Source organism: Chlorogloea sp. CCALA 695 (genome assembly GCF_003003885.1).
Classification (GTDB): Bacteria; Cyanobacteriota; Cyanobacteriia; order Cyanobacteriales; family Chroococcidiopsidaceae; genus Aliterella.
In genome coordinates this window covers 39,314-54,886 of the sequence record NZ_PVWN01000005.1, presented here as the reverse complement: position 1 = coordinate 54,886, position 15,573 = coordinate 39,314, and the positions used below count along the sequence as shown (strand labels likewise).

General features: G+C 41.6%; 14 protein-coding genes. 8 read left to right on the top strand and 6 right to left on the bottom strand.

The features are described from left to right. A complete protein-coding gene (locus C7B70_RS04330; protein WP_106367845.1) occupies positions 1-312 on the bottom strand; it encodes an urease subunit beta in 312 nt (103 codons plus the stop codon). Positions 313-461: 149 nt separating this feature from the next. Between C7B70_RS04330 and C7B70_RS04325 the strand changes: the two genes are divergently transcribed. The 4 genes from C7B70_RS04325 to C7B70_RS04310 all read left to right on the top strand — a co-directional run bounded on the left by C7B70_RS04325 (position 462) and on the right by C7B70_RS04310 (position 3,580). Continuing rightward, entirely contained in the window at positions 462-944 is a 483-nt protein-coding gene (locus C7B70_RS04325) for a pentapeptide repeat-containing protein (RefSeq protein WP_106367844.1), read from the top strand. Between the two features lie 82 nt (positions 945-1,026). Beyond that, positions 1,027-1,473 carry a DUF732 domain-containing protein gene (locus C7B70_RS04320; protein ID WP_106367843.1) on the top strand — a complete coding sequence of 149 codons (447 nt, stop codon included), beginning with the start codon at positions 1,027-1,029 and terminating at the stop codon, positions 1,471-1,473. 73 nt (positions 1,474-1,546) lie between these two features. Then, positions 1,547-2,731, top strand: coding sequence for a M20 family metallopeptidase (locus C7B70_RS04315; RefSeq protein WP_106367842.1), 1,185 nt, complete (start codon positions 1,547-1,549; stop codon positions 2,729-2,731). 279 nt (positions 2,732-3,010) lie between these two features. Further along, complete coding sequence (locus C7B70_RS04310; RefSeq protein ID WP_106367841.1) at positions 3,011-3,580, top strand: hypothetical protein; 570 nt, start codon at positions 3,011-3,013, stop codon at positions 3,578-3,580. Here C7B70_RS04310 and C7B70_RS04305 read toward each other — a convergent pair. The 3 genes from C7B70_RS04305 to rpmG form a co-directional block, all read right to left on the bottom strand. Then, positions 3,577-5,616, bottom strand: coding sequence for a ribonuclease catalytic domain-containing protein (locus C7B70_RS04305; RefSeq protein WP_106367840.1), 2,040 nt, complete (start codon positions 5,614-5,616; stop codon positions 3,577-3,579). The genes C7B70_RS04310 and C7B70_RS04305 overlap by 4 nt on opposite strands. 63 nt (positions 5,617-5,679) lie before the next feature. Next, the gene (rpsR, locus tag C7B70_RS04300; protein WP_106367839.1) at positions 5,680-5,895 is read right to left on the bottom strand and encodes a 30S ribosomal protein S18; all 216 of its coding nucleotides are present in this window, start codon (positions 5,893-5,895) and stop codon (positions 5,680-5,682) included. Positions 5,896-5,898: 3 nt separating this feature from the next. Continuing rightward, positions 5,899-6,093, bottom strand: a complete 195-nt coding sequence (gene rpmG / locus C7B70_RS04295) for a 50S ribosomal protein L33 (RefSeq protein ID WP_009631295.1) — start codon at positions 6,091-6,093, stop codon at positions 5,899-5,901. A 217-nt stretch (positions 6,094-6,310) separates the two neighbouring features. Here rpmG and glp point away from each other — a divergent pair, with 217 nt between their 5' ends. Beyond that, on the top strand, positions 6,311-7,555 hold the full coding sequence (gene glp / locus C7B70_RS04290; protein ID WP_106367838.1) for a gephyrin-like molybdotransferase Glp: 1,245 nt from the start codon (positions 6,311-6,313) through the stop codon (positions 7,553-7,555). Between the two features lie 54 nt (positions 7,556-7,609). Here the strand turns inward: glp and C7B70_RS04285 are convergent, their stop codons facing one another. Further along, positions 7,610-9,208 (bottom strand): serine/threonine-protein kinase, encoded by a 1,599-nt coding sequence (locus C7B70_RS04285; protein ID WP_106367837.1) that lies wholly within the window; start codon positions 9,206-9,208, stop codon positions 7,610-7,612. Between the two features lie 290 nt (positions 9,209-9,498). On the opposite strand from C7B70_RS04285, the gene pheT reads away from it, so the two are divergent. From pheT to C7B70_RS04270, 3 genes are all read left to right on the top strand, one after another. Further along, positions 9,499-11,961: a phenylalanine--tRNA ligase subunit beta gene (gene pheT, locus C7B70_RS04280; protein ID WP_106367836.1), complete on the top strand. Its 2,463-nt coding sequence runs from the start codon at positions 9,499-9,501 to the stop codon at positions 11,959-11,961. A 5-nt stretch (positions 11,962-11,966) separates the two neighbouring features. Then, the gene (locus tag C7B70_RS04275; protein WP_106367835.1) at positions 11,967-12,236 is read left to right on the top strand and encodes a YciI family protein; all 270 of its coding nucleotides are present in this window, start codon (positions 11,967-11,969) and stop codon (positions 12,234-12,236) included. 105 nt (positions 12,237-12,341) lie between these two features. Further along, positions 12,342-12,524: a helix-turn-helix transcriptional regulator gene (locus C7B70_RS04270; protein ID WP_106367834.1), complete on the top strand. Its 183-nt coding sequence runs from the start codon at positions 12,342-12,344 to the stop codon at positions 12,522-12,524. 24 nt (positions 12,525-12,548) lie between these two features. Here the strand turns inward: C7B70_RS04270 and C7B70_RS26265 are convergent, their stop codons facing one another. Beyond that, positions 12,549-15,518: an RNaseH domain-containing protein gene (locus C7B70_RS26265; RefSeq protein WP_158260470.1), complete on the bottom strand. Its 2,970-nt coding sequence runs from the start codon at positions 15,516-15,518 to the stop codon at positions 12,549-12,551. Between the last annotated feature and the right edge of the window lie 55 nt (positions 15,519-15,573).

Sequence of the window (15,573 nt, the reverse complement as noted above, 5' to 3'; positions counted from 1 at the left end):
TTATTTATCCAACGACCCGTTAATTTTATTGTTAAATCCGTAAACTTGGCGGCTACCTGTATACGGTACTAAAGTCACTTCTTTTTCGTCTCCTGGCTCAAAGCGCACGGCTGTTCCGGCGGGGATATCGAGGCGCATTCCCTTTGTTTCGTCGCGGTCAAAACTTAAAGCGTCGTTGACTTCGTAGAAGTGAAAATGAGAGCCAATTTGAATTGGGCGATCGCCAATATTTGCCACAACTAACTTTATAGTCGCAAGTCCGGCATTTAGTTCAATTTCTCCTGATTTGACGATTATTTCTCCGGGAATCATAGTTGTAACCTCTCTAATGTACGGAACCTACTAAGTAGCGCTGCCGTCTATCACCCCTATAGGCATCTCGCCAAGCTAGAGCTAAAGGTGATAAATTTAGCTGGGAAATATTTTTGAAGTTAACCTAAATTCAACGCGCCGTCAAAAAAATGAAATTAAGTATTATTGCACTCATTACTATACTCGCTCCTTGGGGCTTAATGGCTCCAGCGATGGCTTATAGCCCCGAAGACTTGGAACAGTTAAAACAAACGGGTTTATGTGCGAGGTGTGATTTAACAGGCGCTCCCCTCTCGCAACTCAACCTTAGTGGCGCTAACTTACGCAACGCTAACTTGAGTCAAGCTGATTTATCTCAAACCAATCTTGCTGATGCAGATTTAACCGAAGCTAATTTAGAAGTTGCTAACTTGACGGGTGCTAACTTAATCAGCGCTACATTGACAGGTGCTAACCTCAAATCAGCGACCTTAGAAAATGCTAATTTGAGCCGTGCAGGATTATTTGCTACTAATCTAGATGGCGCTAACTTTAAAGGTGCAACTACAACCTATGCTAATTTTCGCGGTTCTAGGTTTAGGCTAACAACTTCGCCTAGCGGTTTAGTAACCTCCGACCGTCGCTACTGGTAGTTACTAAAGATTTTTGGTTGGGATGTTAGTTTTTCTGGTTACTGGGGATTACTAAGTACAGAACTCTAATCTCCGTAACCAAATGAACGTTAAATACCTAAGCGCGATCGCCTTTACTGCTATTTGCCTGCTGCCAGGAATTAGTTATGCTCAACAGCAACAAGACTACGCTTGTTTTTTAACTACCAATTCTGGCAGCACCATTGATTTTTCCCAAACTTCCCTCTGTGGCGCTCAAAAAACTGTGCCAAAACTTCCAGTTAATATCGACGAAGCATTTTTAGGAGAATACAAGCGTAATGTCATGCAGTACGCCGAAGTACGCGATAATTTGCTATCTAACGTGCAGCAATCGCCAGAAATGAGCAGTTTGCAAGCTCAAAGAGTGTGTAACGAACTAAAATCAGGACTTTCTCTTGATGAAGTCAAACAAAAGCAGGCTAGAGAAACTGTCGAGCAATCAAGTATAGTTAATGCCCAAATTATTACTAACTTAGCTACCAAATATTACTGCCCTAAGGGGGGGTAAGTAGTTTAAAAATATCTCCCTAGCTGTTAACAATTCTTTATGATGGGGGATAAGCCGCTCGATTAATTGATTAATGCTAACTCGTATTCAAGAACTGGCAGAAAACCTGCGCGATCGCCTAATTGAAATTCGCCGCCACCTCCACCTCCACCCTGAATTAAGCGCCCAAGAACACAAAACTGCTGCTTTTGTGGCGGGGGTTTTATCTTCAAGTGGGCTTCGCGTCACCGAAACAGTAGGTAAGACTGGAGTTGTTGCCGAAGTAATCGGCAATGGCACAGATAAGCGATTATTGGCAATTCGGACAGATATGGATGCTTTACCCATTCAAGAACTTACGCTCTTAGAGTATGCCTCGCGCGAACCGGGAATCATGCACGCCTGCGGACACGACGTACACACAACCGTAGGCTTAGGTACAGCGATGATTTTGGCGCAATTAGCCAAGGAATTACCTGGTAATGTGCGGTTGTTGTTTCAACCCGCCGAAGAAATTGCTCAAGGCGCGAGTTGGATGATTGCCGATGGGGGAATGGATCAAGTGACGGCAATATTGTCTTTGCACGTTTTTCCATCAATTACCGCCGGGTCGATTGGTGTCCGCTATGGTGCGTTAACCGCCGCCGCCGACGACTTAGAAATAGAGATTATTGGGGAGTCTGGCCATGGTGCTAGACCTCACGAAGCTATAGATGCGATTTGGATTGCTTCGCAAGTGATAACGAATCTCCAGCAAGCAATTAGCCGCACTCAGAACCCTTTGCGCCCAATGGTGTTGAGTATTGGACAAATTAACGGCGGTAGAGCGCCAAATGTAATTGCCGATCACGTAAAATTGTTAGGTACGGTGCGAAGCTTGCACCCAGAAACTCGCGCTAACTTGCCTAATTGGATTACTAAAATAGTTTCTAGCGTTTGCGATAGTTACGGCGCTCGTTATCACATTAATTATCGTCCCGGTGTGCCATCGGTGCAAAACGATTTAGCTTTATCGCAGTTGGTACAGAATGCCGCCGAAGAAGCTTTTGGGAACGATCGCGTTTTGGTACTTACGGAACCCTCTTTAGGGGCCGAAGACTTCTCTATGTACCTAGAACACGCCCCAGGAATGATGTTTCGTTTAGGAGTGGGTTACAAAGATCGCGCTCTCAATTATCCTTTACACCATCCGTTGTTTGATGTGGATGAAACGGCGATTGTCACGGGAGTTGTAACGATGGCTTATAGTGCTTATAAATACTGGCAGCAGGGCAAATAAGTAACTTATTTGTAGCTAAAATCAATTGCCTAATTTAAAAGCCGTAGTTTGACCAACAAGGGCGATTACAGTTCCCATTAATCGCTTTACTGTTAATTTTTGAATTTTTCGGTATTGCGGAAGTGTAATGATTTTTCCTTTCTGCAATCCTGTCTCCCCCTCATTTCTACCAATTACCAATTACCCATTTATCTAAAGCCGCTTACAGTCAAATAAATGGCTGCTATGGTGACAATTATTTGTAGTAAGCTTGCTAACAAATAGTAGTTGAAGATCGCCATGCCAAAAAATTCTCATACTCCTGAGCGATCGCCCAGCCTAACTAAGTCCAACCTTCCCAAATCACGATTTTTAGTTCATCCATGGTTGCTAATAGTGGGAGGGGGAGTATTATCAATAGCGATCGCCTCGGTAGCTATTATCAGTTTAACCAGTACTGGGCGGATAGCAAAAGACCCTAGCAAACAAACCACCCTAGCTACCCAAAAAGTTGATTCTGCCTTTAGAAACTGGTGGGCTATGGCTCTATTGGGTGCTGGCGTGGCTACTACCGTAGTAATTTTTAAAGGGCGAAATTTGCCAATAGTTTTCAAAGGCGGGCGATCACGTCGCCAGCAGCGCCGACTATTACTCAAACAAGATGCAGGTATGGCGGAAATCACTCCCGAAATAGTGCCACCATTAATAGAAAACCAATCTGTAAAGCCTAGTTCCCCAATCGTCACTGTACTACCACCAGAAAGAGATCAACCTAGCGATTTAGATGGGCCATCTTTAGCCGAAATGATGGATATTCGCAAACATTTATCGCTTACAGAAATTTTGCAAGACTTTAAACGCCCTGATTAAACCTCACATTGACTTACTTCTTGAAACTGAAGGATATCTTGGCGGGGGTCTACATAGGCAGCCTTAACTAATACTTGTTCGCCTAGGGCGACATCGCGTTTAAAGGGCATTGGCAACTGCAAGCCCAAGTCTTCAATCAATATCAGTGCCAAACCTGTATCTTCCCGCAGCCACATTAAAACTAAGGCTTGCCATACTTCCTGTGGATGGCGGCGGAGGTACTCTAAACTCCAATAACGATTAGTTTGACGTTCTACCAAAACTACCTCTTGGGTGACGCTAAACACGCTTAACATTACTTCTTTAAGCTGTTCGTCAGAAAAAGGCAAATCCTCGCCCCGCAGGTGAGCTTTGAGTTGAAAATGAGTCAGCAAATCGCTGTATCGACGAATCGGAGAGGTTGCTTGAGTATAAGCAGGCAAACCCAAGCTTGCGTGACGATTAGGGGTAATACTCATCTCGCTTTTAGGCATACAACGGCGCATTCCGCAGGCACGGACAGGCCCGGCGGGTAATTGGAGCAATTCTTCTGCCGATGGTAGTTCCGGCTGGGGCTGACCGCGAAAAGGCAAGGCAATATTGTGAACTTGACCGTAGCGTCCGGCAACTTCTCCCGCCAAAATCATCATCTCTGCTACTAAGTGCCTGGAAATAGAATCTTCTAAAACATTAATTGTTATTTCGTCGCCTTTAACTTTAATACTTGCTTCGGGTAAATGAATGCTAATTGCCCCTTGAGAATGTCGCCAAGTTTTACGCAATTGCGCCTTTAAGGCGATCGCGGCAATTTCTGGTTCTGCCTTTACTCCTAGTTGCAACATCTCATCTACATCTTCATAAGTTAGGCGATAGGTAGGTTTAATTACACTGGCATGAATGCTATAGCTTTCTACCGCCCCTAGGTCGTCTAAAATTACGCCAAAACTCAAAGCGCAACAAGCCTTCCCCTGAATTAAACTCATTGGGCCTGTAGCCAATACTGCCGGAAACATCGGCACCATTCCTGTGGGCAAGTACACCGTTGTCCCGCGCCTTCTTGCTTCTTTATCTAATTCGTCTTCTGGGATCAGCCAGCGTGTAGGATCGGCGATATGTATCCATAGCTTTTCTTGTCCATTAGCCAACAATTCCCAACTTAAACCATCATCAATTTCCTTAGTGCTTTCATCGTCAATCGTATAAACTTTTAATTTTGTTAAGTCTAAACGGTTTACGTCTAAGTCTGGCGGTGGAGAATCTAAGCACTGCTGCACAATTTCTAATACCTTTGGGGGAAACTGACTCGGAATTGATGAGCGCCGCAGTACCAAGTTTTCGTGTTCGCTCCAAATGCCCAAATCAACTAATAACTGCATTGCCGCTTGCGGGGTAGCGGTGCGTTCTAGATGATTCATAATTTCTATAACTAGAGGTGGAGGATTGCGATTAGGTTCCGGCATTCCTCCCGTCCGCCCTGCCTCAATACTGGTTAAAGCAAAACGTTCTATCGCTTCTAATCTTTGGCGATCATACTTCTCCCATTCTACGTTTGTACCAGCTAAAACTTGAGAAATCCGCTCAAAAAATTGCTCTTGCTCTTGTTGGCGGAGGGTGGCTACTTCTAACTGATGCTTGAGTTCTGCTACTTGGGTCGCGCTGCGCGGTTCGTAAAAGTCGCCTTTTTGTTTGAAATAAACCTTGTCTTCCGACAACAAATAATGAGCCGCGTAGCACTGGGGTGGGTTTTGCTCGGAGAACAGCAAGTTTGCCATTGCTGGTGGGTTTACACTCTCCTCGCCGAGTTCTACTAACAACTCCCAGGCTATTTCTATGCTTGTTGGGTCTATATAAGGTTGGACTTCTTTTAAAAACTTAGGAATTTCCGTAGCTTTGTAAGTTTGTCCAGGAACGCTATAGGTAACTTGTCGAGGCGTTAAACTGTGAGCCGTACCGCGTTCATCGACTACAAACCAGCGCGTTTTGCCATCAGGACGGTCTACCACCGCTAGCCTGCGATCGCTTTGGACTTTAAATTCAACTAGCGTTCCCTTATCCACAACAAGCGTAAAAAATTGTTAACTTTTCCACAAATAGCCCAATTTAGCGCAGTCTTTTACAATTTATCCTTCAGCATTGATAAACGGCATCAAAGCCACAATTCGCGCTCGCTTAATTGCTAAAGCTAAATCTCTTTGTTGCTTGGATGTTAATCCAGTAATCCGACGTGGTAAAATCTTTCCGCGCTCGGTAACAAACTTTCTCAGCAAATCGATGTCTTTATAATCAATGGGATCTTGGGGCTTTACTGGAGATAGCCGACGACGATAGTAAGCCATATATTACTTAATTTCCTTATGAACAATGTGACGGTTGCAGTAGCGGCAAAATTTCTTTAATTCTAATCTTGCGGTAGTATTGCGGCGGTTTTTCATGCTGGTATAACGAGATACACCCGGCGATCGCTTATCTAGATTGGTGCGACATTCTGTACATTCCAGAGTCACAACAATCCGTACACCCTTACTTTTAGCCATAATATCAGTGCTTTTTGCTCAAGGCGAAATTTTACACAAATATCTATTTTGTCACAAGAGCGGCGATGAGCGCAACTAAAAAGTTGAGATTAACTGTTTTAACTAGGTAAATAATATATTAAGTTGGACGCACCGCTCGTTAACCATTAATAAATTAAGGTTGTGGATGTTTTTTTAAACTGATAGTTTAGTAAAAAAGTGGGAGTAAGAAATCGTCATGCTACAAGTTAGCGATGCGGAGGCAATTATCTTTAATTTAGTCCAGCCTTTAGATCAAAAGTGGGATAGAGAGGTTGTAACTTTATTAACGGCGATTGATCGCATTTTAGCCATACCTGTCACTAGCGAACTAGATTTTCCCCACTGGGATAATTCGGCAATGGATGGCTATGCGGTACGCTATGACGATGTTAAAGGCGCTAATAAAGAGCAACCAACAGCTTTAGAAATCGCCTTTGAAATCCCCGCCGGGGTTAAACCTTTGCGCCCCCTAAAATCTGGACAAGCCGCCCGGATTTTTACAGGAGCAGTTATGCCTGAAGGGGCTGATACTGTTGTGATGCAAGAACAAACGCAAATTGAAGGCGATCGCGTATTAATTCTCGAAGCGCCCAAAAATCAGGAGTTTGTGCGCCATCGTGCCTCTTTTTACCAAGCCGGAGAGCAATTACTACCCCCCGGAATTACAATTAATCCGGCAGAAATTGCCGTACTAGCGGCGGCGCAATGTCGAGAAGTAACGGTTTATCGCCGTCCGCGCGTGGCAATTTTGTCTACAGGCAACGAATTAGTCGCCCCTGATGAACTCCTCCATATGGGTCAGATAGTCGATTCAAATCAGTATGCTTTAGCGGCTTTAGTGGCGCAAATTGGCTCGGAACCTGTACCTATGGGAATTGTGCGCGATCGCCCAGAATACGTCAAAAAAGCTATCTCTCAAGCGATATCTATAGCCGATGTAGTTTTGTCTTCGGGAGGTGTTTCGGTAGGAGATTACGACTATATAGATAAAAATTTAGAACAATTGGGGGCAACAATCCATATTCGTGCTGTCGGCATAAAACCTGGTAAACCGCTAACTGTTGCTACTTTTCCTAAGCCCAAAACCAAACAAAGGGTTTTATACTTTGGTTTACCCGGAAATCCGGTTTCAGCTTTAGTAACTTTTTGGCGCTTTGTGCAGCCTGCATTGCGGAAGCTTTCGGGTTTAACCCATAACTGGCAACCAAAGTTTGTATTAGCGCGCAGTTGTAACGATTTAACCTCTGATGGCAAACGCGAAAGTTATATGTGGGGACAGTTGCATTTAGTAAATGGTAAATATGAATTTTTACTTGCTAAAGGCAATTCAAGTTCAGGGAATTTAATTAACTTAGCTCAAACCAATGGTTTAGCTGTTTTGCCTATAGGACAAACTCATGTTAGCGCCGGAGAACAAGTACAGGTTTTACAAATCAATTGAGTAGAGACGTAGTTTTACAAATTAATTGAGTAGAGACGTAACACTGCTACGTCTCTACAAAACCGAACGTTTACCATTAGGTCGTATAGTCATCCAATTAGTTTTCGCCATTGCTAACTGCTCCTCCGAAACCTTAGCATTGGTTAGGTTGGCGCCGCTTAAATTAGCTCCGCGTAAGTTGGCATGATTGAGATAGGCATTACTCAAATCTGCTCCCCGTAAATCTGCGCCTTCCAAGTCAGCATGGCTCAAATAAGCTTTGCTGAGGTTAGCTTCTTTCAAAGATGCTTGATTGAGACTTGCTTGCCCTAAATCGCTATTAAATAAAATTGCTTTGTGTAAATTAGTTTTATGCAGCTTGCAACCATGAAAATTTACTTCGGTTAAATCTGCCCTTTCTAAATCCAGCATACTCAGGTTTTGCATAGCAAAGTCACGTTTGCCGTTAATATAATCACTCAGTAAAGTATGGCTATTTATCCTGGCAACGGGTAGATTTTTGGTAAGAGGAATACTTGAACTGGTTATTTTTGATTTCCAAGTTTTTGATTTCAATTCTTGAGCAACATCTACACTAGACTTGGGATTAGATTCTATAGATTTGACCCGTCTTTCGCGGATTGATGTTGCCATCTGGACAATTGATGGATTGTAACCTTCTCCAGGATTAGAACGATCCGTGAACCCGGATCTATCGCTATTTGGGAGCGACTTGCGGTTACTAGCCATACTACTAGCTAAACTGTCTTCATAGGGTTCAAGCTCAATAGCGTCTAATACCTCAGTCGCAGATTGATAACGATGACGAACGGAAGCCTCTAGCATTTTTTTGAGAACTTTAGCTAAGGAATCGCTAACGCGAACTTTTTGCTCCCATAACATTTCTCCTGTAGAAGGATGGTAATCAAAATCTTTAGGCGCTTTAGCTGTAAGTAAATAGATGCAAGTTACACCTACGGCATAAATATCACTAGCATAAACTGGGCGCAAAGCAATTTGTTCGGGGGGCGCAAAACCCGCCGTGCCAACAGCATAGGAAGTAACAGTAGTGTGCAATGATTGACTATTAATTGTATTATTTACTTCATTTTTGACAGCACCAAAGTCAATCATCACGAGTTTGCAGTCTTCCACACGCCGAATTAAGTTAGCGGGCTTGATATCTCGATGAATTACCCGTTGATCGTGGATGTACTGAACTATCGGTAAAATTTCGCTTAAAAATTGCTTAACTCCAGCTTCACTAAAAGCGCCAAAGCGTTTGACTTCTTGTTGCAAGGTCGGCCCATTGACATACTCTTGGACTAAATAAAATTGATTATCTTCTTCAAAATAATCAAGCAACCTCGGTACTTGCGGGTGATTGCCTATTTTACCTAGGGTTTTAGCTTCGCGTTCAAACAAATCTCGTGCCATTTCAAACACATTCGGATCGTCAACCGATAGGCGCAGTTGTTTAATAACGCAAATTGGTTCGCCGGGTAAGCCTTCATCTTGGGCTAAAAAAGTAGCACCAAACCCTCCATGAGCCAAAGCTTGGGATACACGATAGCGATCGCGCAACCTGACTAGATCATTGCCACAGGACTCGCACTTAGCTCGATCTATAGGGTTTTCTGGATGACGACATTTAGGATTTAGGCAGTAAGTCATGAACGGGTCAACTCCTAGGGCTAGGGTTTTTTGAATAGTTGTACCCTAGTTCAATTATCCAAATAAATATGCACAAATACAAAGTCATTTTTGCTGAAAGTTTTTTGAAGATTTGATAAAGTTACACCCATTGTTAACTCCGTAATACGGAAGCCTAGCTACGGGAATCCCTTTGTCATCAAAAAGTTACGTTTTTTACTCTCAAGTTTATAGTTCCCAACTATTTGGTTTTTCTACCAGACCGCAGTAAAATAATCAATCTGACCTGAGCATAAGCAAGCACTTTTTTCATGCGTATCTCTCTTAACTGGCTGCGGGAACTGGTAGAACCAGCATTGACACTTTCTCCAGAGGAGTTAGCCGAAACCCTAACGTTGGCGGGGTTTGAGGTTGAAGACATTGAAGATCGCAACTCTTGGGCCTCCGGTGTTGTCGTCGGTAGAGTACAGACCTGTACTCCTCACCCTAATGCCGACAAATTAAGCGTTACAACCGTTGACATTGGCTCGGAACCATTGCAGATTGTCTGTGGGGCTGCTAACGTCCGAGCAGATATTTATGTGGCGGTAGCAACTGTTGGTACTTATTTACCAAAAATAGACTTAAAAATTCGCCCAGCAAAGTTGCGGGGCGTTCGTTCTGAAGGGATGATCTGCTCTTTGGCGGAAGTTGGTTTAGCTAAAGAATCGGCAGGAATTCATATATTTGCGGAGGTAAATGAGGAGAATTCAAGTTTATTTAAAGTAGGTAGTGATGTTTGCCCTTTATTAGGTTTAGATGACGTAATTTTAGACTTGACAGCAACGGCAAATCGTGCTGATGCTCTAAGTATGGTAGGGGTGGCGCGAGAAGTAGCAGCTTTGACTGGGGTATCAGTAAAATTACCAAGGGCGACAAAAGTTGAAAAACCTAGCGCTGAAAGTAGCTTGAAATTAAAGGTATCAGCAACGACGGCTAATCCTACTTATATTGGAACGGTAATATCTCAAGTAAAAGTCGCTCCTTCTCCTGCATGGTTGCAGCAGCGCTTGCAAGGGGCGGGAGTACGACCGATCAACAATGTTGTAGATGTTACCAATTACGTTTTATTGGAATGGGGACAGCCCTTACACGCTTTCGATGGCGATCGCCTACAATCGGTAGCTGGAGGAGATAGCCTAACAATGGGTGTTCGTTTTGCCGAAACTGGAGAATCTTTACAAACTCTAGACGGACAACATAGAATGCTCTCTACCCAAAACTTGCTAATTACTGCCAATGACAAGCCTGTAGCCGTTGCTGGGGTGATGGGAGGCTCGGAAACTGAGGTGCATGAAGGGACAAAGAACTTAGTCTTAGAAGCAGCATTATTTGATAGTGCGGCAATTCGGCGTTCGGCGAGAAGCTTGGGATTACGCAGTGAAGCATCGGCACGTTACGAACGGGGTGTAAATTCGGTAGAACTAGAGATAGCGTGCGATCGCGCTTTAAATTTGCTTCAGGAGATAACTCACGGCGTAATAGAGGCGCAAGTTGTTGTCGATACCCGCCCAAACTTAGAAACTTTCTCGCGCTCCATTGAACTGCGTTTAGACCGCGTAAATCAATTGCTTGGCCCTGTAGACTTAGGCGAAACTACGGGGGAATTGGCAGCCGAGCAAATGCAGCAGATATTGATCGCTCTGGGATGTGTTATTACCCCTAACCCAAAGGAGGAGCGAATTTGGACGGTAAAAGTTCCCCCTTACCGCCATCGAGACTTGGAACGGGAAATTGATTTAATTGAAGAAATTGGTCGAGTTTACGGCTACAACCGCTTTTGCGACACTCTCCCCGAAAAAACTGAGCCGGGTTATCTTAGTTTAGAGCAGCAGCTAAGGCGGCAAATTCGGGAGGCTTTTCGCGCTACAGGACTTACAGAATTAATCCATTATTCTTTAGTTAAACCTGGAGAAGATCGGCAAATAGTTTTAGCTAACCCTTTATTTGCTGAATATTCTGCTTTGCGGATAGACTTAGTTTCGGGCTTGATTGCAGCTTTTGAACACAACCACTCTCAAGGTAATCAACCGCTTAATGGCTTTGAAATTGGCAGAATTTTTTGGCAAGATGAAGAAGGACTCGCCGAAGCAGAAGAATTAGCCGGAATTTTGGGCGGCGATCCCAGTAGTGGTAAGTGGACTCGTGGCGGCAAAAGTCGTCCCCTTGATTGGTTTGAAGCTAAAGGCTTACTAGAGAGAGTATTTCAGCGTTTGGGTTTAAAGGTAGAGTATCAACCCAGTCATCAAGATCCGCGCCTGCATCCAGGACGTACAGCGTCTTTGTGGTTGCAGGGAAATCGCCTAGGAACCTTTGGTCAGTTGCATCCTCAATTGAGGAAAGAGAAAGATTTGCCCGATGCAGTGTATGCTTTTGAACTATATTTAGATGTGCTAGTTGATGGTGTAGATGCGGAAGTGGTGTCTAAGCATCAGTTCCAAAATTATTCTACCTACCCTGCAACGGATCGAGATATTGCCTTTTTTGCTGCTAGGGAGATTTCGGTAGCAGAATTACTTAAAGTAATGTCCTTCGCTGGGGGCGAAATTTTAGAATCGGTACAGTTGTTTGATGAGTATCGGGGTGAAAATGTCCCTAAAGGTCAAAGAAGCTTGGCATTCAGGCTAATTTATCGCGCAGGCGATCGCACTTTAACTGATAGCGAAGTTGAACCCGTACATCAAAAAGTCCGAGAATCTCTAATCGAAAAGTTCAGTGTCAATTTAAGAAGTTAATAATCATGCCTAAATATGTAATGTGGGGAACTTATTGTGAGGACGTGTTAGAAAAACGCGATCCTTACCGTCAAGCTCATTTAGATGGACTAGCCGAACAGAAACAATCTGGGGTTTTAGTTACTATTGGCCCTACTAAGGACGTAACAAAAGTTTTTGGGATTTACAAGGCTGATACTGAAGCGACGGTACGCCAGTTAGTTGAAGCCGATCCTTACTGGCAAAATGGGATTTGGACAGAGTACGAAGTTAAGGAGTGGATACAAGCTTTTTGAGCTAGCAAAATAGGCAACCCGTAGTTTGAGATCCAAAAGTAACAGTGAGTTTGCGCCTCAATTCTGTTGTTAGCGGCAATTCTTGGGGCATTGAGGCGGAGGTAACTGAGCCAAACATTAGAGCGCGATTTAGGGAGCTTGGCTTTACTAAGGCAGGGAAAGCGCGATCGCTACATTGCCCAGCATTTAATTATTAGCGAAAGTACAGTTAAGTTTCACATGAACAATGTTTTGGTGAAGTTCAAGGCAAAAACTCGGTGTCAGGCGATCGCTAATGGCTGGATTTAATTACACGCTAGTGACTGACATTGTTTAGTCTAAATCTAAGATGCAGAGCAAATCTTTAATTAATGTTATTCCTAAGTGCATTGGGTAGGGATGAATAATATTTCCTCTCGTAAATGCCGAGGAAGTTCTTAGAAAATGTGGTACTCGACAAAGTGCTTTAAGATTGTCTTCTGATTGAAAATCGGGACGAACAAAAAACGGTAACATTTCAACCATTTGTTGATGTTTGTAGGCAATATTAGCAGCGTATACTTTCTCAGTGCGATCGCTCTTATACAATTCTCTAGCATCACGAGTATCTTGTGTCTTTTTTTGTGTATCTGGGATTCTTCCTACAGAAAAATAGTGCAGTAATTCTGGAACAGTTCGATCTATAAAGCCACTTAATTTTGTAAAATCTCTTGCAGTAGAATCTTCGTTCCAACTTGCTCTATTAGTTACATATTGTGGGGTTTCATTCCCACTACGAAGACGAATTATACCAAGTAAGTTTTCAAAATTTTTGTCATCTCTTTGATATTGACAATTATGATCAGACACACCATCGAAGTTTAAAATATCTTGTTGTCCTAACAAATATTCATTTTTCAATTGAAACCAAGCTTGATTATTACTTCCTTCTTTACTTTTTTCATTGCGCCAAACATCAGCTTCGATTAGAACAATACTGGGATTTTCAATATGTTGACTCAAAACATCAGCTACAAATTTCACTAATTGTCCACCTTTCATTTGAACTCGATCCAGAATTTTTCGCTCGTTTCCTGTTACATTTCTTGCTTTTCGTACCTGATGAAATAATTGACCTATAGCTATTCCTGCTTGTGAGTAAGGAATCCATTGCTGTTGATGAGGAAGCAAAACATCTACTGTACCTGTAGCATTAAGACGAACTGCAACTGCATATTGAAACGGAGATTTACCAATAAAGTTGTTTTTTTGAATCCGACAGAAGGCAATTACATCTAGTTTTTGAGTAATATTCTCTGGTATTTGTGCAACTTTATAAAATTCTAATGGTAAGCCGTATAATGTTCCTGTTTGACGCAAAGTTACATCTAACACTGCATTTAGTACTCTTCCTTCGTCCGCATCGCTATAAGTTGTATCGTCTTCTGGATTTTTTTTGACCTTTGGTTTAACTGTTTGCAGCATTTGAGAATTAATATTTTCTAATACACAAGCTTCTCTGACTGCACCACGAATACTTTGTTCAGGATGTATTCCTTTTTCTTTACTCGTACCGATTTCAATAATGGCAAAAAGATCGCAGTTAGTTTTATCTTTTACTAAAGTAATGACATTTTGTTTAATAAACTTTTGCCAAGCTTGACGTTTAAATTGATGTTGCTTTCTAATTTCCTCTTTAAAATTATCATTAACTGAGGGCAATCCAGATACAGGCAATTTTTGTAAAAGTTCAGGGTCGTTAATAAAAACATCTATAACATTGATATGTTCTGGAAAATTATCACCGTCTTGTAATAAGAAAGCTTGGCGTAATTGTTGAAGAGCTAAAATTTTAGTGTGTTCTTCGTAGTAAATAATAAATAAATATATCTGTTTATTATTTAATGCTCGTTTAATAGCATCTGCAATTATAATTTGCTTCTCTTTTCGGAATTGTTGTTTTCCTGCTTCAGTAAGCTTTTTGGGTAAAGATGAATTTAAAGATTTACGATGCCATTCGTAATCTCTCATTGCTAAAGGCTTTTTTTTACCAATAGGTGCGTCAATGTCGCATTCCATCGGTTTATCTGGAATTAATACACCATTGAGCAATTGCAATACTTGATTAGTAATATCAGCACGTTCTTTTAAACTAAAACCTGTTTTAATATAATGTCCGTGTCCTCTTCCTTTTTGACCTTCTTGTTTGTATTTATAACCTTCAGAATGACTAATATAATATTCATCTTTATCCCAATCATCGACATTATCTAAATTGCCATATTCACTTGGATTATTCAAAATCTCTTGAGGATTAACAAGCGATCGCGCTTTAAATGCAGTTAGTAAATCCGGTAATTGTTCTTGCCAATATTTTTTACCGTTATTTTTGATAGTCAATTGGACTAAGGTTGAGTTGATAGGATAATTAAAATTATCCAACCGAGCTTGATTCATACCTATTAAGATTGAAATATCTCGTCCATAATTAGCATTTACTAAAGGTTCATGAGCGTATTTTGGACAACTAAGGTGTATAAATATCCAAGGTTTTAGATGATTTTCTGAATTAAATCTTCCTGCTTGAGTCTGCAAATGAAAATCTAAACGATAAGCAAAGTAACCTTCTCTTTCCTTGTCATCGTCAATATAATTTGCTGTAAAAGGTTGACTAACTAAATGTAATCCTGTTCTTGTCGAGCCGCCTCCTTGTACTTTGCGCCATTTAATTTTTTGTTCTCTATCTCCAGAAGAAACAATACAAATTTGCTCGTGTAGTAAAATTGCTAATAAACTTGGTATGGCTTGATAACCCAAACTCTTTTGTGAGTTTATATCTTTAATTAAAGTTTCTGGTTGAAGATACTTCCAATCCCAGTTCGGAGGAATATCTGCAATTGTATCCAGAAAGCGATCGCATACAGTTTTAATTTCATCTTGTTTACCTTTATTACCGAAATATTGTTTTGTCCAAGTTTGCGCCCAAATAAAAATTAGTTCGTATATTTGTTCTGGTGTTGGTATATTTAATTTTTTATTTAATTTGCCAACAGCTAAAGCTCTATATTGAGAGATGTCATTTATAGTTTCAAAATATTCAAAACCATAAGTCAGAGTATAAGTGCAAGCAAGCAAACCATTATTTAATTGACGATACGGCGTATCAATTCTCTTTCTATTGCGTAATACTTTTTCGATATTTTGGCAAAAGTCTTTGACTTCTTTGGCAAAAGGAAACATTAATACAGCAATTGTCATTGCAGATAGGGAATTGTTGGCTAAATCCATACGAGCAGGTAAAGCTAAATTGTTTTTGCTAGGCATAGTTTGTATTTACATTTTTTTACTTAACGTTATTCAACAGCAAGGTAGGTATTGC